The sequence below is a fragment of the Streptomyces sp. W1SF4 genome (genome assembly GCF_003950035.1).
Classification (GTDB): Bacteria; Actinomycetota; Actinomycetes; order Streptomycetales; family Streptomycetaceae; genus Streptomyces; species Streptomyces racemochromogenes.
The window spans coordinates 436273-456534 of record NZ_CP034351.1 but is presented as its reverse complement, the minus strand read 5'-3'; the positions used below and the strand labels follow the sequence as shown (position 1 = coordinate 456534).

Sequence of the window (20262 nt, the reverse complement as noted above, 5' to 3'; positions counted from 1 at the left end):
ACTCGCCCGCAGGACGCTCCCTCGTTACGCGATCGCGTGCTCGGGTTCAGCAGGGGCGCCCGCTTCCGCTACTTCGGCGGCCTCGGCCTCTCGTGCCTGCGGGGAAAGGTCGAAGGAGAGGGCCTCGCCCGGGGTGACGGCAGGGCCACCGTCGACCGGGATGGTGACCAGCGTCTCGCCGGTCCTGACGTCCTCCAGCACGACCTGGGCATCGGAGTAGTAGCCGATTTCGAGGGTCTCGGTGAAGGTCTTGCTCCGGTTCAGGCCCCCGGCCTGGAGGATGGTGTTGATGCCGGCGTTCCAGAAGTGGTGTCCGTTGTGCCGGGGGTTGTAATTCATGGCGACCCGGCCTTCGACCGTGGCCGCGTAGGTGACCTTGACCTCCATGGTGCCGCGGGTGGCGACCAGTGTGGCCTTCACCGCCTGACCGGGGTCGAGCCAGACCTCCACTCCGGTTTCCGAGCCCAGTGTGATCGTCTGACTCTCGGTCTTCGACTGGCCCCAGGTGTGTGTGTAGCTCATCGAGGTCTCGCCGCCGGCGCCGGTGCCCAGGAAGCCGATCTCGTAGGAGATCGACTGTTCCAGCGAGAAGCTGTTGGTCGAGGACCAGGTGTTGCTGACCGTGTTGGACACCTCCTCGGTGATCTTGACGTGGAATTTGCCGCCTACGCTGGAGTCGTTACGGAACGTCGCGGTCTTCACCGTCGTCGGCTTGCTGCTGATCCCGAGGATCTCGGCCTTGGTGGCCTTCAGGATCGTGGTGGTCTGCTGCCACCCGTAGCGGTTGTACAGGTCGTGGTCGGTCGGGCTCTTGATCCAGGCGCCATTGGGGCGCCGTCCCATGTACTTGGTGCACGCGTCCGTGATGCTGCCCCAGGGCCAGTTGAACCCGTCCCGCTCGCTGTCGGTGATGACGTGCTTCTGCTGACCGATGGCGTTGACGACGGATTCGGCCTCGCTGTCGCCGGCGGTGACCTTGGTGGAGAACGGCGTCACGACTGCCATGTGTCTTCCCTCTTTCTACTTGCCGGTCCAAGGCGGCGCTTCCCACTTCGTCGCGTTCCCGTCACCGCACAGATGTGTGGCACCGGGGCCTGCTGTCGGCTCCGGCACGCACCTCAGCGGCGTATTCCATCCTCTCGGCGGCATCGGACGCACCAACGCTCCCCCCGGACGGCACGACGCATCTCTTCGAAACGATGAGCGAGATACGCATGGATCAACGCCTCCTTGCTGCGGCCCCAGCCTCCTCCTCGTACAACCCCCAACGCCAGGAAAACGGGCTAATGTCCGCCAATTAGCCCAGATCGCCGTTAACTTCGCGTCCGCTCCTGGGGTCCCTCGGGAAACCCACCGGCCGCATCGGACGCCGAGCAAGTCCAGCCCGGGTGCCTGCGTTCCACCCTCGGAACATCCCCACCAGCCGCGTACGCCCACGGCCGTGAAGCGGACAAGTCCTAGGCGACTGGCACGGCGGGCACGGCGGGCACGACCGCCGTGTGCCCCGCCGGCAGGAAGTGCCCCATCGCATGGTTTTGGCCCCGGGTATCGAGCGGGGCCTTGTCCAGGAGGAGTGAGCCGACGTGGTCGTTCAGGTTCACGGCCTGGGGCTTGTAGTCGTACCGGTACGTACCCTGCTCCGTGCGGCTGTAGGAGGCCAGGCGGCCGCCCCACTCGCTCGTCACGTCGAGGCTGGGGAGCTTCTCCGCAGGGGCCAGGGCGATGACGTCGGCGGACTCCTGGATGGTCCACTCGTTGCGAAGGGTCACGGTGTAGGCCTTGGTGTTGTTGAAGGCCGAGCGGCCCTTGTGCGCGGGCTGCCTGTCCTTCAGGTTGTACTCGACCTGCTCGGCGGCGCCGTTGTTGCCGAACAGCCAGATGCGGGCGGGTCCGGAGGCGTTGTACTGCTCGTGTTCGTAAAGGCACAGGTGCGCTGTCGGGCAGGCGTCCAGGCCCTGGGCGGTCTTCACCCGGATCTCCGGGGTGGGAGCGGCGGCGGGGGCGGCGGTGCTGTTGCCCGCCAGGGCCAGGGGCAGCGCGGCAGCGGCGAGGACGCCGGTCAGCACGATACGGATCTTCATGCCGACCTAACCGGACCGCGCCGCTCACGGACACGGACAGCCAGCAGACGACGCCGCGCTAGCGCAGGCCAGCCGCCCAGAACGCTGATCCGCAGCTGACCCGTCTCAGCGAAGTTTGATCAGTCTCACCGAAGTTTGACCGCTGCTTCGAGAGGCGACCGCAGTGATCGAGCAGGTCCACATGGATGCTGACGCCGAGCTCCGAGGAGGTTAGGCGTTCCACCACTCGACGGTGCCGCAGCCGACTTCGTAGTGCCACCAGCCTTCGTCCTGCCCTTGGTCTAGGAGCGCTTTGATGCCGGCGAAGTCCGCGTCGGCCGGGACGTTGACGGCCACCATGGGGAAGTCGGCGCTCATGACCTCGCCGCCGAGGTCGAAGGCGGCCAGTCGCTGGTGCACCGCCTGAGGGCTGCGGGCCAGAGGCCCGGAGGGGATGGGCACGACGCGCACCGTGCAGTTGCCGGCTGAGCTGACCCGCCCGACAGCCCAGTGCAGTCCATCTGAGTCGGTCCGGAACTGTACGACGTCCCCCTCGGCAACGCCGTCCTGGAGGAACGGGACGTTCTCGATCACGGCCGTGCCAGCGCTGAGCCTTGTAGCCCACAGGCCCTCGATGTCCTGCGGGAACCAGCCCTCGCGCGGGACGAACCGGAACCAGACCTTGACCTTCTCGACCGTGTTCTCCACGGCGCCAATCATGCTCCACCCGGCAACATCTTCTTGCACTGCGGCTGAGCTGGGCAATCAAGGTTCGTTGAGACAAATCGGCAGGCCGTCAAACTTCGGTGAGACTGATCAAACTTCGCCGAGACGGGTCAGCAGCCACCACCGCGATGACGGGAGCGTGGCACTCGCAGAGAAAATCGAACACATGTTTCACTAGGGGTGTGAGACCACCGTTCCGTTTCCCCGAGGACCTGATCACGCTCGAAAGGGCGTGGCAGCAGACGTACGCCGAGCTCGCGCAGGCCGGGGCCGGCACGACCGTGCTGCGGCGCCGGCTGATCGCCCTCTCCGGAACCCTGTGCACCCACCCCTACTGGGCGGCCCCCACCGCCTGGCGGACCGGCAGCGTCGAGCTGCGGCGCGCCGCCCGCACCCACACCTCCGCCCCGACGGAAGGGGAGGCAGCAGCATGAGCGAGCAGACCACCACCAAGCCCCGCCCGCAGGTCGTCACCTGGGCTCCCAGCCAGACCGGCCCCTGCGCCCGGTGCCACACCTCGACGTGCCGCTACGGGGTGGGTGGGAACCCGCTCTGCACGGCCTGTAGGCAGGCCCGGCAGGAGCAGTTCGCCCGCCCCTGACCGTGACCGAACCCCCGCCACCACCCGCACCGATCACGCTGCTCCTGCCCGACGGACAGCGGTTCTCTGGGGCTATCCGTGTGGCATTGGCGTACACAAGGAGCGTTCGCACAGCTCAGCGCCGGTACGACGCACTGTAGCGATTGCAACAGGTGTAGCGGGATCGCTGAAACGAGGGATTCACCTCGCTGTAGCCGCCGGGCGCACAGGTGTCAGTGAGCCAGCCGATCACAGGTATGGATTCAGGCGGGGCGGTACTGACTGAGTTGCTTTCCTCACGAGGCTCCTGGATGTGCTGGTCGTGTCGGCGGCGCAAGTTAGGGTTCGCGACCATGGACAGATCCGACCTCGACCACCGCCATCGCACATACGACGGCTGGATACCGCCCACCGTCGCCGCGCTCCTTCACGAGTATGGCCACCACGACGTCCTGCGCCAGGCGGCGACCCACGGTGACTGGTTCTGTGCCCGTCGGCTTGCCGAGGCCGCTGCCGAGTCCGGCCCTGACGGGCGGACGACGGCGCTGGCATTGCTACAGCCGTTCGCGGCCACCGGCTGGTGGCCTGCCGTCGACGCAGTCGCCGGGCTGCTCGCCGAGTGGGAGCGGCACGACGAGGCCATTGTGTTGCTGCGTCCGCTCGCCGACACGGGGCACCGGTACGCCCTGCGCGACCTGGCGCGGCTGCTGGCTCGTCAGGACCACTTCGACCAGGTCGTCGCCCTGCTCGGACCGCGGGCCGCAGACCTGCTGCTCGCCGAGGAACTGGTGGAGCTAGCTGCGGGCCACGGCCGCGACGCCGAAATTGCTGCACTGCTCCCCGAAATCCAGTCCGGCCCGACGGACCCGTTCGAATCCTGGAGCTCGGATGCCGTGGACGCTGTCCCTCTGCATACCAGGTTCCTGGAACTCCAAGGCCGGATCGACGAGGCAATCCACCTGCTGGGCAGGCACGTTTGTGTCGATGGTGTCGTGTACGCAGACCACGCCGAGCAGCTTGCCCGTCTCCTGGGCCGCCACGGACGTGAGGCCGAATTGCGCGCGTTCCCAGCCGACGGCGGAGAGGAGTACGCCTTGGCCGCGCTAGCCCAATTGTTGGAAGAGCAGGACCGGATTCCGGAAGCGGTTGCCCTGCTCGGACAGGTCGCGGGGACCGGGGATCCCCATGCGGCCTTCGGCCTCGCCGAGCTCCTTGCCCGTCACGGCCGCCACGACGAGGCGGTCGAGGTGCTGAGTACGGTAGCGGAGACGGCCGGCGGCGACTGCGACTGGATCATTCACCTGCTCTGCCGCATCCTGGTCGATGCTGGGCGGGCCGACGACGCCCTCGCCTATATCGGCGACTACTTCACTCGCCACGGTGGAAACCACCATGAGCAGGCGCTCATGAGGGCCGAGGTAATGAAGTTGAGCGGCCGTGCCGTCGATGCCGAAGCGGAGCTGGCCGAGTTCGCCAGATCCGACGAGGAGCTCGTTCACTCCGGAACGGTGGATGGTGCCATCGCACTCGCTGAACGCCTGGTACGGCGCGGCCAGCCGCACCAAGCCGTCGTTCACCTCCGCGATCGCCTGGACGGGCCCAAGGTAGTACGCGGGTAGCTCCCGCGATGACTGACCTCCCCATGGAGTGCGGGTCTGCCGCACGATCGGGGGGTCTGGTGCAGGTTCGGGTGACAGGTTTGGTCACGCGGCCTGGAGGTCCGGTGTGGTCATGACGGTCTCGTATTCGACGGGTGTCAGGCGGCCGAGTGCGGCTTGTCGGCGGCGTCGGTGGTAGGTCCGTTCGATCCAGGTCACGATGGCGATTCGTAGTTCCTCTCGGGTGGCCCAGCGTCGGCGGTCGAGGACGTTCTTCTGCAGCAGGCTGAAGAAGGACTCCATGGCCGCGTTGTCGCTGGCTGCCCCGACTCTCCCTATGGATCCGGCCATCCGGTGGCGTTCGAGTGCCCGGACGAATTTTCTTGATCGAAATTGCGATCCTCGATCGGTGTGCACGATGCATCCGTCGACGTGTTCGCGCCGGGCCACGGCGTTGTCCAGAGCGGTCACGGCCAGGCGGGACTGCATCCGCGCGTCGATGGAGTAGCCCACGATCCTGTTGCTGAAGACATCCTTGATCGCGCAGAGGTACAGCTTGCCGTCGCCGGTGGCATGTTCGGTGATGTCGGCGAGCCAGAGTCGGTTCGGGCCGGCCGCGGTGAAGTCGCGACGGACGAGATCGTCGTGGACCGGCGGGCCGGCCTTGCCGCCGCGGCCGCGTTTCTTGCCGAACACGCTCCACCAGCGGTTGTCCCGGCAGATCCGCCACGCGGTCCGGTCCGCCATCGACGCCCCGGCATCGCGTGCCTCATCGGCCAGGAAGCGGTGGCCGAACTCCGGGTCCTCGCGGTGGGCGCCGAAGAGCGCGTTCGCGCGATACGCCTGAGCGAGGACGGCGTCGGCCACCGGCTTGTCGAGCCAGCGGTAGTACGGCTGCCTCGCGAGCTTCAGCACCCGGCACGTCACCGCGACGGGCGTTCCGTCCGCGGCCAGCTCCTTCACGAGCGGGTAGATCCTTTTCCCGGCAGATGCGCCTGCGACAGATAGGCCGCGGCCCGCCGCAGGACCTCGTTCTCCTGCTCCAGCAGCTTGATCCGCCGACGTGCCTCCCGCAGCTCCGCGTTCTCCTGACTGCTCACTCCGGGCTTGGCCCCGTCGTCGATGTCCGCCCGGCGCATCCATTTCCACAACGTCATCGGATGGACACCGAAGTCGGTGGCGACCTGCTCGACCGTCACGCCCGGACCGCGGTTGCGCGCGACCCGCACGACGTCCTGGCGGAACTGTTCCGGATAGGGCTTGGGCACAGCAACATCCTTCCCACCTGCCCTACAGGGCAAGCCAGTTCAGATGTCACCCGATCGTGCGGCAGACCCTCCGGCAACCTCGTCGGTTCGTGCGGGGTGGTTCCCGTCCGTGATTCGAAGCGCCAGAGAGGCCCGGTGCCGGAGGGGGTGGGGCGCTTGGCTAGGGTGAACACGTGTACGGGAGTTGACTGACCGACAGCTTCCCGGCATGTCATCGAAGGAGCGTCACCAGCCGTGAAGAAGATCAAGGCCGCCATCCTCGCGTTCGCCGCCGTGGCCGGACTCGCCGTCGCCGCCGCGCCGGCCCAGGCCGCCCCGTGCAGTACCGGGGGCGCCCAGTACATCTGCGAGTACGGCGTCACCAACCACACGCTTCCGGGGGACCAGCGGGAACAGTTCCTGGTCGGCACCGATTACGCAGTGTGGACCCGCTGGACCACCAATGGGCAGTGGTCCGGCTGGTACTCCCTCGGGGGAACCGTCTGGAGCAAGATCAGCATCAGGGAGCGGACCGACATCGCCCCCCACGCCATCGTGATCTACGCCAAGGGCTCCAACGCCCAGACCTGGGGCCTGCTCCGCACCGCTCCCGGCGCAGACTGGAGTGCATGGGACTGCCTCAGCTGCGGCTGAGTCCTTCCCCGTCGCGGATAGCGACTCGTTCGACCATTGCGAACGGCCCCGGGCGGGATGCGTTCCGCCCAGGGCCGCCCGTCGTGGCTGCCGGGCACAGCAGCGCCACGCCGGATGTGTTGTGCGGTGTCCTGGGACTGGCCACTGACGCTGCTCCATGTAGGGCGGCCCGGTGGTACTGCCCCCAGGATGGGCACCGGGCCTGGCCCGAACACGCCACGTCGGTACGGGCTACCCGCACCGTAGCCGCAGCTCACCGGCCCCGGGAGGCCGACTGCGGCCTACGACACGAACCCCCGGACGTCACCGGCACCAGGGCAGGGGCCGGTTGGTCCGGCGCGTAGTCGCAGCGGCCGCCGGGGCCGAACTCCCCGTGCTCCGATATCAGCAGCGCGCCGTCCACGACTTCTTGAGGGGGCCGCCCACCAGTTCCACGTAATCGTGACCCGGTCGCGGGCCCGGCTCCGCGTCGTCCGGCTCCGACCCGTACACCCACCGGTCCCACCACCCAGCATCCACCCCTTCGGGGTGGTCAGGGCGCGCAGGACCTGACCGGCCATGCGGGCCGCGAGCAGCAGCCAGACCCAGGTGGCCACCAGCACAGCGGTCTCCCCCGCTCGGAGCCCGATGTAGTCCTTCGCGATGGTCACCAGCTGGCTGTTCGCCGCCCCCGAGACGCCGAGCTGCTCAAGGGCGGCGGGCAGGTCGGACAGGTCCAGGCCGTTCGGAACGGTCAGTCCTTCAGTCAGCGTCCCCCGCATCGCGCGGGCGTCCGCACTTGTCACCACCGGCTCCGAGGCCCAAGCCGCAGCCGAGGCCGGACCGGAAGCGGCGGAGGCGGAACGGGCGGCGGGTATCCCGGCCGCCGGGTCGGTCGCGGGTGCGGCGGCGGCGCCGGGCTGAGCCAGGAGGGCGGCGACGGCCTGATCGACGCCGCCCCCCGGCCGTGCGCGGTGGTCGGGAACGCCGCGACGTCGACGCCTTGCCGGTCGAGGAGGGTCGTCATGGTCGCCATATCCGGCCAGGCCGAGGAGGCCAGGACCTCCTCGCGCACCGACCCCTCCGGCATCGCTGCCTTCGGCAGCTCAGCCCACCGGACGGAGCCCGCCGAGAGGATTGCGCACGGCGTTGGCCTCCACTACCTGGTAGACGGTCTTGGCTGCCTGGCCGAGATGGGGCAGGAACGCATGCAGGTCGATCCCGGCTCTCTGCAGCAGCACCCTCTGCCCCACCGTCGCCGGCCAGTCCGCGCCGGGCACCAGCCCGACTTCTTGCGAAGGTGTGTGCGGCAGAGGGCGTGCCGTAGTACTTGTGGAGGGTTCGAAGGCATGTCCGTTCTCACCTGGAGTCGTCGATGGCCGCTCGCCGTGTCGTGCCCAACATTCAGTCAGCGGCTGTGCAGGAGAGCCGGGAGTTCTATGGTCTGCTGGGCTTCGAGGAGGTCATGAACCACGGTTGGATCATGACGCTCGCCTCCCCGTCCAGTCCGGCGGCGCAAGTCAGCTTTATGACCTGCGACAAGACTGCTCCCATCGCGCCCGACATGAGTATCGAAGTGGACGACGTAGATGCGGCCTATGCGGCCGTGCGGGACAGCGGTGCGGAGATCGTCCACCCCTTGCAGGACGAGGAGTGGGGTGTGCGCCGGTTCTTCGTCCGCGACCCCAACGGCCGGGTGGTCAACGTGCTGGGCCACCGCTGAGGCCGCTCCCACACGACCGGGGAAGGCGCTGGTCACAGCCACTCGTTGATCACAGAGCATCCCCCACCAGGCCGCGTGGTACCCCGCGCACCCGTCGGCCCGGTGCACGCCGAACGACGAGAGCAAACAGCCTTGCCACCGGTGAACGCGACGAAGTCCGCCGACAGCAGTCCGAGCTCGGCCCGCACCACGGCCCGCGGTGACCGGAACACCGGACAGCCGCAACCCCTCAGCGGCGTTCCGGCCCGGCCGGAGAACATCCACCAGAGCGCCCGCTCCCCCTCCGCCCGCACCCCGACACCCTGCTGCCACAGGCCGGCCCGTCACCGGCTCCGGCCGTGGGCGCGGCCTGGCCGGGCGCAGCACCGGTGGGCATCGGCCGGGTGAGGACGCCGAGTGTGAGCAGAGCGAGCGCAGGCAGCACGGCGACGATGATTGCCATCGGCAAGGCGTCGGTGGCGCCACCTGCGCCGGCCAGCGGAGCAAGTGCCCCGCCGATCATGAACTGGCTGAAGCCGAGCAGAGCAGCTGCCGACCCGGCGTCCGCCGTGGTCGGCCAGGGCCTGGGCCGCGGCGTTCGGCATGACCAGGCCCACGCTGGAGACCAGGACGAACAGGCCGATCAGAAGCACGGGCAGGGGTGCCCGTGTCAGCACGGCGCCCAGCACCGTGGTGCCACCGGCTGTCGCGCCCAGCAGACCGGCGAGCAGCAGCACGCGGGCGCCGGCCCGGGCGACCAGCCGGCCGCTGATCTGGGCGGCCGCAACGAGTCCGGCGGCGTTGACGGCGAACACGGCGCTGTACTGCTGCGGTGACAGGCCGTGGATTTCCTGCAGGACGAACGGCGAGCCGGAGATGTAGGCGAACATCGCCGCGAAGACCAGGCCGTTGGCCAGGACGTACCCGGTGAAGACCCGGTCGCTCAGCAGTTGCCCGACGACAGCCGTCAGCGGCCGGCGTGACGCGGAGGACCGGGTCTCCGGCAGTCCTGCGGCGGAGGCCGCCAGCATCACGGCGCCGAGTACGGCCAGGCTCACGAAGATCCCCGGCCAGGCCGTGACGCGCAGTAGCTGGCTGCCCAGGACCGGCGCGAACACCGGCGCCAGGCCGGTGATCAAGGTCAGTGCGGAGAAGAGACGTGCGGTGCGGGTTCCGGAGGTGCGGTCGCGGACCATGGCGTTGGCGATGACGATGCCGAACGCCCCGCCGATGCCCTGGACCAGGCGCAGGCCCACGAAGGTCCCAAGATCGGGCGCCACCGCGCAGAGCGCGCTGGCGATCGTGTAGAGGGCGAGGCCCGCCAGCAACGGACGCCGCCGGCCGTAGGTGTCACTCAACGGCCCGGCGATCAGCTGCCCGATGGCCAGCCCGGCCAGGCAGGCGGTGATGGTGAGCTGGGTAGCCGCGGCGCCGGCGCGCAGGTCGCCGGCGAGGTCCGGCAGTCCGGGCAGGTAGCCGTCGATGGACAGTGGTCCCAGGGCCACGAGCGCTGCGAGCAGGACGATGAACCGGGTTTGCCGGCCGGCGGCGTCGTTGCTCATGGCTCAGTACGCCACGGTGATGCGGCGGCGGATCGCGGTGCCGCTCTCGATCGTGTCGGCCAAGGCGATCGCGTAGTCGGCGTACGAGATGCGGCTGTTGCCGTCGTCGTCGGTGAGCAGGGTGTCCCCGGCGCTGCGGTAGGTCCCGGTCCGCTCGCCCGCTCCGATGACCGCGGCGGGCGACACGTACGTCCAGTCGAGGTCGTGCACGCCGCGGTAGAGGTCGAGCGCTTCGGACTGGGCCTCGGCGTTGGCCTTCCACAGCGCGGGGAAGTCCGGGTCGTCCATGACCCGGGCGCCGGCCGGCGTGCGCAGGCTGCCGGCACCACCGATGGTGACCAGGCGGGTAACGCCGGCCCGGCGGAGTCCGTCGATCAGCGCACGGGCGGCACCGACGATCGTGGCGCGGTCGTTCTCCTGGCCGATCCGGGGGCCGACGGCCGACAGTACGGCGTCGTGGGAGGCGGCGAGGCCGGCGACCGCCGCGGGGTCGGTGACGTCACCGGTGGTCACGGTCAGGGCCTTGTGCCCCAGTCCGTCGACGTGGCCGGCCCGGGTGACCGCGGTGACGGTGTGGCCGCGCCGCAGTAGTTCCTCGGTGGCGGGCCGGCCGATGTTGCCGCCGGCACCGAACAGGACGATCTTCATGTGCTGCTCCTTGTTTCTGATGGTCACAGGACGGGCCGGCCGTCGGCGACGATGGCCGCGGTGATGCCGCGCTCGTCGGCGGCGTGCTGGAAGCGCTGCTCGATGTCGGGTTGTTCGGTGTAGAACGGCGGGTTGTGGAACAGGCCGTAGTGCATGGCGCAGACGGTGCCGGCGCCGAGTGCGACGGCGGCCTCGACGCCCTGCTCGGGGGTCATGGTCGCCGGGACGTTGGCCGCGTAGCCCTCGAAGTGGGCGATGACGCCGTTGACCGGGACGAACGCGACGTCGAACGGGCCGTGGTCGCGGGCGATCTGCCACCAGCTGCCGTGCCACTGGGTGTCGCCACAGTGGATGACCCGCCGGCCGGCGCCTTCGACGACCCAGGCGACCTGGTCACAGTCGTTGCCGCGCCAGTCCAGCGAGGTCACCGGGGTGACCGTCAGCTCTCCGATGCGGCGTGACCGGCCCAGGTCCTGGGCAACGGGGGTGATGCCCGCCTCGTGCAGCGCCGCCGCGCTCGGGGTGTGGCAGCCGATCGTTCCGGTCGCCGCGATCCGGGCGATCAGGTCGTGGTCGTAGTGGTCGGGGTGCAGGTGGGTGATCAGGGCGTGGGTGCCGGGCGGGGTGTCGACCGGGTCGACCGGCCGGTGCGGCGGCCCCATCACCGGCGCCAGCGGAGCGACGTTTTCGAGCGGGTCGATCAGCAGGCGGGTGTCGCCGAGACGGATCTCGACGCCGGCCCAGGCCAGTCGGCGCACGGAAAGGGTGGTGGTCATGGGCGGCGACGCTAGACCGACGTTGTTGAGAAAGTCAACAAGCAAGTTTTGAATCTCAACGCGGCGAGGTAGGGTGGTGGCATGCGCACCTACGGGCAGTACTGCGGCATCGCGAAAGCACTGGACACCATCGGCGACCGGTGGACCCTGCTGATCGTCCGTGAACTGTTCGCCCTGGGTCCGTGCCGGCACACCGACCTGCGCAACGGGCTGCCCGGGATCGCCAGCAACCTGCTGGTCGACCGGCTCCGCGAACTCGAGGAAGCCGGCCTGGTCCACCGCGAGGCCGCCCCGCCGCCGGTGGCCACCACCCTGTTCTCCCTCACCGAGCGTGGCCGCGAGCTGGAGCCGGTGCTGCGGGAGCTGAGCCGGTGGGGCGTGCCGCTGTTGCGTGAGCCGGGCGGCAGCGAAACCTTCCGCACCCACTGGCTGGACATGCCCGCCCGGGCACTGACCGACCACCGCCCCGACCAGCCGGCAATCGCCCTGCAACTGCACGCCGACGGCAACGAAGACCTGGTCATCGAAGTCAAGGACGGCTCGGTGCACACCCACGCCGGCCAGGTCGACCACCCCACCGCGTCACTGACCGGACCGCCGCACCTGCTGGCCGCGACCCTGCTCGGCGACATCGATCTGAGCACCGCAGTGCAGCAAGGCCTGCGGCTCAGCGGCGAACGCGAGGCAGTCCTGCGCATCCTGCCCCGCTGATCCGGGTGTGAGAGAGACTGGTAGACCGGTAGGCCCGCATGTCGAGGGGTCGCGTGTTCCGGCTTGGACGGCTCTCGCTCGGAAGCTGCCGCCTTCGTCCCTTGACCATGTCCTGCCAGGATGTGGGATGTGGCACGGGCGTATCGCTGGACGGTGTGTCGGCCCCAGCCCAGATGCCGTGCGGACAGCCCGCAGGCTCATGCCCTGGGCGCGGCTTCTCCTGCCGCTGTCTCCCAGAGGGGTTCCAGCTCAGGGGCTGGCAGCGGCAGGTCACGCAGGCTGGAGCGGTGGCGATTCCAGGGTGGGCCGCGAGCCAGGGGACGAGGGTGGCGGCATCACGCTCGGGCAGCAGGTCGAGAACCCGGTGGGTCTCGGCGTCGATCACGACCGTTCCGTAGACATGGCCGCGGCGCAACAGATCCATCACTCGCCGCAGCAGCGTGTTGCGGCTGGTCACGATGCCCGGATGCGCGGCGAGTCGTGCACCGGCCCGACCGGCAAGGGCCAGCCCGACCTTGCTCATCGTGGACCGCAGGCGCTCGGTGGTACGGCTGTGGCGCCTGGTCAGTCCCGCTACCTGCTCGACGAACGTGCGCCTCGGACAGGCCGGGGCTGCACGGAGGACCCGGCGGGCCTTCGGCAACAGCACGCACGACCGCCCATCGCAGGCCAGATCTGTGGGGAAACGCCGGTAGGAGCCGTGGACCCGAGCTGACCAGCCCCTGCACGCAGGACAGCAAGCGCCGCTCGCGGTGCCCCGTGCCTCGACGCGTATCGCTTCACCGTCCGACGCGACAGACGTGATCGCGACCGTCGTGTTCGACGGGAACAACAGCGCTTGAACCGTGAGCCGCCACCGGGTGTGGTGGACAGCCCGGCTTGGGCGTCAGAAGCTCTCAGACCTGGTCGTGGCCAGGCGGCGAGGCGCCGCCGCGGCCGCGTACCGAGGTCTACGGAGCCGGGTTCAGCCGCAGGTGTTGAGCATGACGCCCAGTTGGTCGCGCTCGGGCCGTGTTCGGCGGCGAGGTTGCTGGCGGTGGGGGGCGTTGAGCCCGGAGGAGTCGCAGAAGGACATATGCACGAGGTCGACAACGCCCCGCACCGGCCGCGGGCCTCGAACTCCGCCCGCTCACCGCCGCCGTCCTCGCCCACCTCGTGTTCGCTTACCTTCGGTGTCCCTCTCGCCCCGTCGAGATTCTGTCTTCACCGGTCCGAGGAAACGATCGGCCACTCCGGCCGGGCCCTAACGTGGACAGGATGAAGCGTCCCCTCACCGCGTTGTCGACGGCCGCCGCCCTGCTCCTCCTCGCGCCCGGCCCGGCACACGCCGTGGATCCGGCGCCGTGCGTCAAGGGCGAGTCCGAATCCAAGTCCCACAGCTCCGTCGACGGCAGCGAGCTGCGGTACACCGAGGTCTCGGAGTACGACCCCGAGATCAAGCACGCCATCGCCGCCTGGCAGTACGCCGGAGCGAAGACCAAAATCCTCAAGGACTCCGCGACGACCGTCAACGACCTCGAATTCGCAGACGTCGACAGCCTGAGCGGCGGAGCGGCCGGCGAGTGGCAGTACCGCGCCGCGCCCGGCTTCACGGACTACATCAAGTTCAGCAAGGCCAAGATGAAGAGCTACTCGCCGAAGAAGCGCCGCAGCGTCGCCGCGCACGAGCTGGGGCACGCGCTCGGCCTGTGCCACAAGGCGCACGCGACCACCGACTCTCTGATGTGGCCCAACGTGCAGGAGAACTTCGACGTGCCGCAAGCCGTTGACAAAGCCAACTACAAGAAACTGTGGGGCTGATCATGGGTGCACGGATGTGGACTGCCGCAGGCCTGGCCGGCGGACTGCTGCTCGCCGGCGGCGGCTGGTACGCGGTCGCAGGCGGGGCCTCCTCCACCCATGCCGTCTGCGGCGCCGACCTGACGAAGGATCCCGTCGTCGCCAGCGAGTTCCCCGACATGGCGGTCGTCGAGGTCGTGACGAACACGCGGGGCTGGGACAACGAAGGCGGCAGCTCGTTCCTCACCAGCGAGGTGAAGTCCCTCAAGACGCTGAAGGGCTCCGTGCCCGAGCGGCTGACCCTGACCCAGGGCGTCACGAAGGGCGGCACGGCGGCCGGGCGGTACGTCGACGACGACCCGCTGTACGCCGTCCTCGAACCCGGCAAGCAGTACGTCGTGGGCATCGAGACGATGGACAGCGACGGCCAGGGCCCGTGGGCCGGATACGTGACGCCGGCCAAACGCGGCGTGGAGGGCGAAACCGCACACTGGCGGGACGCCCAGAAGACCGCCGTGGCGCCGGTGTCGGCCTGCAACGACATCGTGAACGGTTGACCGGGCCCCCGCCGAGGTGCAAAGGCCCCCGAGGAGACCGAGCGGGAGCAGCTGGCCCTGCTGCGGCGCGCCGAGCGCTGGGCCGGGCAGGCCCCTCTCCGTGCCGGGCGGTACGAGCGGGGGGAGTCCGGGCGGCACCGGCCGACACGTGCCGCTCGGGCTGGCGCCCTGGCTGCGCGCCGAGCTGGAGCACCGCGGGCTGCTGAAGGAGTGGAAGCCCGTTCCCGCCGAGGGGCCGAGGGGCCGAGGGGCCGAGGGACCGAGGGGCCGAGGGGCCGAGGGGCAGTCGCTCGCGCGGCCGGTACCCGACCCGCTCTTCTCCTTCGGGTGGGGTTGGCGTCGAGGATGACCTCGGCGACTTCGAGGGCCATCGGGCGTACCCCGAGGAGCAGGGTCAGGAAGGAGTCGCTGAAGCGGGCCGCGACCTCGGGGCTGTGCTTCGCGTAGAGGCGCAGGGGGTCGAGGGAGACCTCGGCGGTGTGGTCGATGCGGATCAGCTGGGTGGTGCCGGGGCAGGCCTTCGCGAAGCGGGCCCATTCCTGGTCGGTGGTGCGGTCGACGATGACGGCGCGGACGCGGGAGCCCGGGCGGCCGAGCTGGTGGCCGCGGGCGAGGACGTTGCAGACGGCGCCGAGCTCGCCGAGCCACGCCATCGACGCGGAGGCGTTCTCGCGGGGGCACGGGCAGGGTCGATCAGGACGGGGCGGGCGCCGCCGGAGACGAGCTGGAGGCCGTAGAGGCCGCCACGTTCGTCGCCGAGCTGGGAGCCGAACCACGGCATGGCCATCGCGAAGTCACGCGCAAGGGGGATCGGCGTGTAGCCGACCATGACGCGGGGGGTGCGGCAGCTGGGCAGCATCGCCTGCCACAAGCGGCTCTGCTCCCCGGCGGGCCGGGTGAAGGTGTAATCGGTGGATCCGAAGTCGCTCGCGAGGACGGTGGGGACAGCCTCACGGCGCTGCTGACCCGGTCGGCCGGCGGCGCACTGCTGCTCGACGGCACGGAGGGCGCGCAGGCCCTCTCCGCCGCCGTCCGGCCCTGGGCGGACCGGGTCGCCGTCGCCCGTACCCGCGCGGACGGCCTGGAGCGCGCCCGCGCGGTCCTCGTCCGTCCGGACGGGCACGCGGCGTGGACGGGAGCCTCGTCGACGCCCGTGGACGCGGCCGCGGAGGAACTGCGGGAGAGCCTTGAGGTTGGTTCGGGTATCCGGTGCGGCACCCGCAGGCGGCCCAGGCCGTCCCTTCCGGAGCTTGTGGGTAAAGGCCGCTTCTTCCCCGGCTACCGCTGGGCGGGGCGCCCGCGTACTGGGGGTACTTGGTGCTCCGCCAAGGCGGCGAGGTGTGGTGCGGTGCCGGGCCGGGCCGTGCTGGTCTGGGGGCACCGCCCAGCAGTAGCCGGGGGAGCAGGATCCGGAAGAGACGGCCGGGCCTGGCAGAGTCGGAAGATACGGCTCGGCGCATCTGCGCGTGGGGAGCCGGACTGCAGACGAGCTCCCCTCCTTTACAACAGGCCTCCCAGGGCGAGCCCCAGCCCTATCGCGACGAACACCGCGCCCAGTGCGCTGAACAGCCACCAGAAGCCGGTGCCCTCGGCCGGGAGGATCCAGCGTGACGGGTCTGCCTGGTCGTACCGGACCTCGACGCGGGCGCCGACGGGAAGGGTCCGGTCCTTGGGCCGGGCGATGCCCGTCCTGGTTTCCATTGCGCGTCCGTCGCCCGTGCTCCAGCTGATGACCGGGTAGTACACGGTGGTTCCAACGCTCCGGCTGGTGCTGACGGCATCCGAGGCCGGCGCCATCCGGGTCTCCTCGAGACGTGTCACCACGCCCCGCGCGGTGCTGCCCTCCCTCAGCAGAAACCGAACGCGCCGGATCTTGAGGGAGGCGACGACGCCGACGACCGACCCCGCGGCGGTGAAGACCGATGCGAGGAGCCAGAGGATCTGGGAAGTGGACACAGGGTCGTCTCGATTCTGGAGCCGGAGGACTCCTGACAGCATGCCAGTGCGGCGATCTCCTCCTGTAGGAGGAGGCCCGACCGGGCCGCTGGTCCCGGATCGGGGGTGGACGGGACCGGAGTCCTCGTGCCCTTGGGCGATGTGCCGTACCAGGGCGGGTTCCTAGCCTCGGGGCATGCGATCACACGAAGCGGACGATGCTCAAGGAGACCCCGTGGCCACGGTCAGCCCCGCCGCACGCCGCGCCCTGGCCGTGGGCCTCGCCCTCGCCGCCTGCCTCACGTCCTCCCCCGTCCTGGCCGCGGCCGCCGAGACCCCCGCCCGGGACAGCGCCGGGGCCGGACTGGACCGGTACTACCGCCAGCACCTCGGCTGGGGCAGTTGTGTCAAGGGCCCCGACGACACCACGGGCCGCGATCTGGACCGGGCAGGCGTGCAGTGCGCGGACGTGACCGTGCCTCTGGACTACGCCGACCCCCGGGGGCGCACGATCACCGTGGCGGTCTCCCGGCTCAAGGCCACCGACACCCGCCACCGCATCGGCGCGATCCTCCTCAACAACGGCGGTCCGGGCGGCCCCGCGCTCCAGTCCCCGCCGCAGGCCCGCGCGTCGATGAAGGAGGTCGGCGCGCGCTACGACATCGTCGGCTTCGACCCGCGCTTCATCGGGCGCAGCACCGCGCTGGACTGCGGCTTGCCCGTCGGCATGACCTGGCTGTCCGCCGGCACCGGCCGGGCGGGCTTCGACCGCCAGGTCGCCCTGCAGAAGAGCCTGGCCGACAAGTGCCGGGCCACCGACGCCGCGGTGCTCCCGCACATCACCACCCGCAACACGGCCCGCGACATGGACGTCATCCGCGGCACGCTCGGCGAACGGAAGATCTCCTTCCTGGGCTACTCGTACGGCACCTACCTGGGTACGGTCTACACGCAGATGTTCCCCGGCCGCCACGACCGGATGGTGCTGGACGGGGCGATCAACCCGAGCGACTACCGCCCCCGGCTGCTGAAGGGCACCGAGCGCGAGAACGAGAAGGCGCTGTCCGACTGGGCCGCCTGGGCCGCGGAGCACCACGACGCCTACGGCCTCGGCCGCAGCCGCGCCGAGGTGCTCGCCGCCGTCGACCGCATCGTCGCGGCGGCCGCGCGCGGTCCGCTGACCATCGGCGCCGGCTCCGACGCCTTCCGGATCGACGACAGCCAGGTGCCGCTCCTCGTCTTCTCGGGCATCGCGGACGACACCGACCCGGCGCGGGCTTCGTTCGGCGAGCTGGTTTCCGTACTGGCCAAGGCCGCGGAGGGCCGGCCGACGACGGTGCCGCCGGCGCTCGTCCCGGAGCTCCGGTACGCGCTGCGCGGTGAGGGCGAGCCCACCGGCGCACAGTCCGCCGTCATCTGCGGGGACGTGGCCGCCGCACGCGATCCCGAGCTCTACTGGCGGGACATCGAGCGCAACCGCACCGCACACCCGCTGTTCGGCGCACTGACCAACAACATCAACCCGTGCGCCTTCTGGGACGCGCCGCGCGAGGAGCCCACCCGGGTGCGGCACGATGTCCCCGCGCTGATCGTCGCCGCCACCGGTGACCCCCGTACGACGTACAAGGGGAGCGTCGAGCTGCGCAAGCAGCTGCCGAGCTCCAGGCTGGTCACCCTGGAGGGCGCCAACCGGCACGCCCTCTTCGGGCACTACGGCAACGCGTGCGTGGACGACCAGGTCAACCGGTACCTGGCCACCGGCAAGCTGCCGGCGAGGGACCGGACCTGCGTCAAGCAGGCAGGGTAGCGGCCCGCGGTTCACGTTCCGGGTGCGGCTGCGGGTGCGCGTGCGCGGACCAGGGGCGCCAGCCCCCCGCAGCAGGGCGGGCAATCCGTTCCTGCGGGTGGCTTGCCCAGACTCCGCCAAGGCTTGCCCAGGCTGTCAGGCCTGCCGCTACTTCTGAAGGGTGCGGAACTCCTCGAAGTCGAGGACCCCGTCGTGGTTCGCGTCGGCCTTCATGGCCTTCTTGACCTCTTCGGCGAGGTGCCCCTGGGCACCCTCGGCCTTGAACCCCTCCGCCAGTTCGACGATGCTGATCCGCCCGTCGCCGTCCGTGTCGATCTCGGCGAACAGCGCCCTGAGCTCAGCCTCGTTCACGACATACCCCTCTCGCGTTCACGGGCCCCAAAGGCCCACATGCCCCACTACCCTGCCACACCGTCAACATCACGCTGACGGCCGGGCGATGGGCATGGGCGTCTGCACCCGCAGATGGCTTGCCCAGGGTGAGTCTCGATCAGGTGTGGCGGGCGACGAGGGCTGTGGTGTCCGCGGCGTCGAGGTGGATGCCGAACTCGCGCTCCAGGAGCAGGGGGAGTTCCTGGGCCGGGATCTGGTGCTTGGTGGAGGTCAGGTCCGGGCGCAGGGTGGTGAGTTCGAGGTTGTCGAGGATGGTTCTGCGGTCGGGTGACCACTTCTGCACGAGCGTCCTGCCGTGGAACGGCGACAGGGGGTGGGTGGAGGCGAAGTGGCTGGTGACGGTGTAGTCGACGGGAAAGCGGGGCTCGGTCCCGCTCGCGTACAGGTCGTGCCAGCCGTCCGGCCGCAGACACCGCAGGACCCAGGGCCCCGCTGTCCCCGGAGTCGGTCCCGGCTCCGGGAACAGCGTGTGCACCCAGGCATCCCGCCGCACGCTTTCGCCGTCCCGCAGACCACACCGCCACCGTGCCGCCCGGGGTGAACAGCAGTGCCCGGTGCCCGTCGAGCTTCTGCTCGTACGCCGCACCCGCACGCAGTGCGGCCGGGCCGGGGACGCCTGGAAGTCCGTGTAGGGCGGGATGACCCGGACGATCGCGATCAGCTTCATTCGGGGCAGGGGCAGGGCGTAGAACCAGCCGTCGTCGAGGAGTGGGATGCGGCGCAGGCCGCCGGGGGTGCCCTTGCGGCCGCCTTCGCCGATGTCGGTGATGTCGACGCCGACGTCCGCGAGGGCGACGAGTTCGTCCGCGAGGCGTTCGGCTTCGGCGGTGACGTGGGCGGGCAGGCCCTTGATGACTTCGTCGGCGTTGGGGTCGTACTCCCAACGCCAGCCGGTCATCCGGCTCCGCCGAGTGGGATGCCGGCTTCTGCCGCTGCCTTGTCGAGGATGTGGCCGATTTCCGTGGTGATCGCGGTGGCTTCGGCCGGGGTGGCGGCGTGGGCGGCGCTGGCTTCCAGGGTGCGCAGGCGGGCGGCCTGGTCGGGGTGGCGTTCGATGGCGACGTAGAGGGCCCACTGGCGCAGGAAGCGGCGCATGGGGGCGGAGCTGACCTGTTCCCTGGCCCGGGCGACCGCGGTGGCGCGTTCGGCGTCGAAGGTGGGCACGGCGTCCGGAGCCAGCCGGGCCAGGGCCGCGCGCAGGTCCTCGGCCGTCGCGGGCGGCTGCGGACCGGGCGTTCCGGAGGAGTGCTCGGGGGCCGTGCTCATGCCGCCTCCACCCCGTCTGCCGTTCCGGTCTGGGCGCGGTGGGCGGCGGCCAGAGTGGACACGTGCTGGCGGGACCAGCCGACCTTCACCGCCACCGCGGCGGGACCGCCGCGGTCGTAGCGGGCCGCGATCCGTCCGGCTGCCCGCCCCAAAGCGGTACGTGCCTGCTCCAATGCCTCGGCGTGCTCGGCCACGGCCGCCGCCAGGCGGTCCAGCTCCGCCGCCTCGTCCGGAGCCAGGGCCACACGGGTCGTGCGAGGAGAATCCGTCATGGCCACCAGC

General features: G+C 70.2%; 21 protein-coding genes and 3 pseudogenes. 9 read left to right on the top strand and 15 right to left on the bottom strand.

What is annotated here, in order from left to right; translation table 11 throughout:
• Window positions 1-24: 24 nt before the first annotated feature.
• The 3 genes from D1J60_RS36005 to D1J60_RS35995 form a co-directional block, all read right to left on the bottom strand.
• Window positions 25-1005 (bottom strand): follicular epithelium yolk protein subunit, encoded by a 981-nt coding sequence (locus D1J60_RS36005; RefSeq protein ID WP_125824692.1) that lies wholly within the window; start codon window positions 1003-1005, stop codon window positions 25-27.
• 452 nt (window positions 1006-1457) lie between these two features.
• Window positions 1458-2081 (bottom strand): peptidase inhibitor family I36 protein, encoded by a 624-nt coding sequence (locus D1J60_RS36000; protein WP_125824691.1) that lies wholly within the window; start codon window positions 2079-2081, stop codon window positions 1458-1460.
• A gap of 210 nt (window positions 2082-2291) precedes the next feature.
• Complete coding sequence (locus D1J60_RS35995) at window positions 2292-2780, bottom strand: DUF4265 domain-containing protein (RefSeq protein WP_125824690.1); 489 nt, start codon at window positions 2778-2780, stop codon at window positions 2292-2294.
• A gap of 188 nt (window positions 2781-2968) precedes the next feature.
• Here D1J60_RS35995 and D1J60_RS35990 point away from each other — a divergent pair, with 188 nt between their 5' ends.
• Window positions 2969-3220, top strand: a complete 252-nt coding sequence (locus tag D1J60_RS35990; protein WP_125824689.1) for a hypothetical protein — start codon at window positions 2969-2971, stop codon at window positions 3218-3220.
• Between the two features lie 499 nt (window positions 3221-3719).
• Window positions 3720-4985, top strand: a complete 1266-nt coding sequence (locus tag D1J60_RS35985; protein ID WP_125824688.1) for a tetratricopeptide repeat protein — start codon at window positions 3720-3722, stop codon at window positions 4983-4985.
• An 84-nt stretch (window positions 4986-5069) separates the two neighbouring features.
• Here D1J60_RS35985 and D1J60_RS35980 read toward each other — a convergent pair.
• A protein-coding gene (locus D1J60_RS35980) for an IS3 family transposase (RefSeq protein ID WP_125824687.1) occupies window positions 5070-6232 on the bottom strand; the annotation gives its coding sequence in 2 pieces (ribosomal slippage) (window positions 5070-5945 and window positions 5948-6232; 1161 coding nt in all).
• A gap of 234 nt (window positions 6233-6466) precedes the next feature.
• Between D1J60_RS35980 and D1J60_RS35975 the strand changes: the two genes are divergently transcribed.
• Window positions 6467-6865, top strand: a complete 399-nt coding sequence (locus D1J60_RS35975) for a hypothetical protein (RefSeq protein ID WP_125824686.1) — start codon at window positions 6467-6469, stop codon at window positions 6863-6865.
• Between the two features lie 253 nt (window positions 6866-7118).
• Here D1J60_RS35975 and D1J60_RS38490 read toward each other — a convergent pair.
• Window positions 7119-7384: pseudogene (locus D1J60_RS38490) on the bottom strand (hypothetical protein).
• A gap of 566 nt (window positions 7385-7950) precedes the next feature.
• Window positions 7951-8124, bottom strand: coding sequence for a hypothetical protein (locus D1J60_RS37605; protein WP_164721119.1), 174 nt, complete (start codon window positions 8122-8124; stop codon window positions 7951-7953).
• Between the two features lie 95 nt (window positions 8125-8219).
• On the opposite strand from D1J60_RS37605, the gene D1J60_RS35965 reads away from it, so the two are divergent.
• Window positions 8220-8567: a VOC family protein gene (locus D1J60_RS35965; protein WP_125824685.1), complete on the top strand. Its 348-nt coding sequence runs from the start codon at window positions 8220-8222 to the stop codon at window positions 8565-8567.
• 323 nt (window positions 8568-8890) lie between these two features.
• Here the strand turns inward: D1J60_RS35965 and D1J60_RS35960 are convergent, their stop codons facing one another.
• Genes D1J60_RS35960 through D1J60_RS35950 form a run of 3 tightly spaced genes read right to left on the bottom strand, consistent with a single transcriptional unit; the run spans window position 8891 to window position 11532 of the window.
• Entirely contained in the window at window positions 8891-10108 is a 1218-nt protein-coding gene (locus D1J60_RS35960; protein ID WP_347147218.1) for a multidrug effflux MFS transporter, read from the bottom strand.
• Between the two features lie 3 nt (window positions 10109-10111).
• Complete coding sequence (locus tag D1J60_RS35955; protein WP_125824684.1) at window positions 10112-10756, bottom strand: NAD(P)H-binding protein; 645 nt, start codon at window positions 10754-10756, stop codon at window positions 10112-10114.
• Between the two features lie 23 nt (window positions 10757-10779).
• Window positions 10780-11532: an MBL fold metallo-hydrolase gene (locus D1J60_RS35950; protein ID WP_125824683.1), complete on the bottom strand. Its 753-nt coding sequence runs from the start codon at window positions 11530-11532 to the stop codon at window positions 10780-10782.
• Between the two features lie 81 nt (window positions 11533-11613).
• Here D1J60_RS35950 and D1J60_RS35945 point away from each other — a divergent pair, with 81 nt between their 5' ends.
• The 3 genes from D1J60_RS35945 (at window position 11614) to D1J60_RS35935 (ending at window position 14579) form a co-directional block, all read left to right on the top strand.
• The gene (locus tag D1J60_RS35945) at window positions 11614-12243 is read left to right on the top strand and encodes a winged helix-turn-helix transcriptional regulator (protein WP_125824682.1); all 630 of its coding nucleotides are present in this window, start codon (window positions 11614-11616) and stop codon (window positions 12241-12243) included.
• A gap of 1257 nt (window positions 12244-13500) precedes the next feature.
• Window positions 13501-14043 (top strand): matrixin family metalloprotease, encoded by a 543-nt coding sequence (locus tag D1J60_RS35940; RefSeq protein ID WP_125824681.1) that lies wholly within the window; start codon window positions 13501-13503, stop codon window positions 14041-14043.
• A gap of 14 nt (window positions 14044-14057) precedes the next feature.
• The gene (locus tag D1J60_RS35935; protein ID WP_125824680.1) at window positions 14058-14579 is read left to right on the top strand and encodes a hypothetical protein; all 522 of its coding nucleotides are present in this window, start codon (window positions 14058-14060) and stop codon (window positions 14577-14579) included.
• 392 nt (window positions 14580-14971) lie between these two features.
• Here the strand turns inward: D1J60_RS35935 and D1J60_RS38485 are convergent.
• Window positions 14972-15232 (bottom strand): annotated as a pseudogene (locus D1J60_RS38485) (ATP-binding protein); the annotation flags it as partial.
• Between the two features lie 71 nt (window positions 15233-15303).
• On the opposite strand from D1J60_RS38485, the pseudogene D1J60_RS38935 reads away from it, so the two are divergent.
• A pseudogene (locus tag D1J60_RS38935) lies at window positions 15304-15708 on the top strand (hypothetical protein); the annotation flags it as partial.
• 371 nt (window positions 15709-16079) lie between these two features.
• Here the strand turns inward: D1J60_RS38935 and D1J60_RS35925 are convergent.
• Window positions 16080-16535, bottom strand: coding sequence for a DUF3592 domain-containing protein (locus D1J60_RS35925; protein WP_164721118.1), 456 nt, complete (start codon window positions 16533-16535; stop codon window positions 16080-16082).
• Window positions 16536-16749: 214 nt separating this feature from the next.
• Between D1J60_RS35925 and D1J60_RS35920 the strand changes: the two genes are divergently transcribed.
• Entirely contained in the window at window positions 16750-18321 is a 1572-nt protein-coding gene (locus D1J60_RS35920) for an alpha/beta hydrolase (protein WP_125824678.1), read from the top strand.
• 147 nt (window positions 18322-18468) lie between these two features.
• Here the strand turns inward: D1J60_RS35920 and D1J60_RS35915 are convergent, their stop codons facing one another.
• The 4 genes from D1J60_RS35915 to D1J60_RS35900 form a co-directional block, all read right to left on the bottom strand.
• Window positions 18469-18672 (bottom strand): EF-hand domain-containing protein, encoded by a 204-nt coding sequence (locus tag D1J60_RS35915; protein ID WP_125824677.1) that lies wholly within the window; start codon window positions 18670-18672, stop codon window positions 18469-18471.
• A gap of 139 nt (window positions 18673-18811) precedes the next feature.
• On the bottom strand, window positions 18812-19612 hold the full coding sequence (locus D1J60_RS38930; RefSeq protein WP_347147217.1) for an arylamine N-acetyltransferase: 801 nt from the start codon (window positions 19610-19612) through the stop codon (window positions 18812-18814).
• Entirely contained in the window at window positions 19609-19980 is a 372-nt protein-coding gene (locus tag D1J60_RS35905; protein ID WP_125824676.1) for a DUF6247 family protein, read from the bottom strand. Before D1J60_RS35905 ends, D1J60_RS38930 begins: the two co-directional genes overlap by 4 nt.
• A complete protein-coding gene (locus D1J60_RS35900) occupies window positions 19977-20252 on the bottom strand; it encodes a hypothetical protein (RefSeq protein ID WP_125824675.1) in 276 nt (91 codons plus the stop codon). Before D1J60_RS35900 ends, D1J60_RS35905 begins: the two co-directional genes overlap by 4 nt.
• Window positions 20253-20262: the final 10 nt, after the last annotated feature.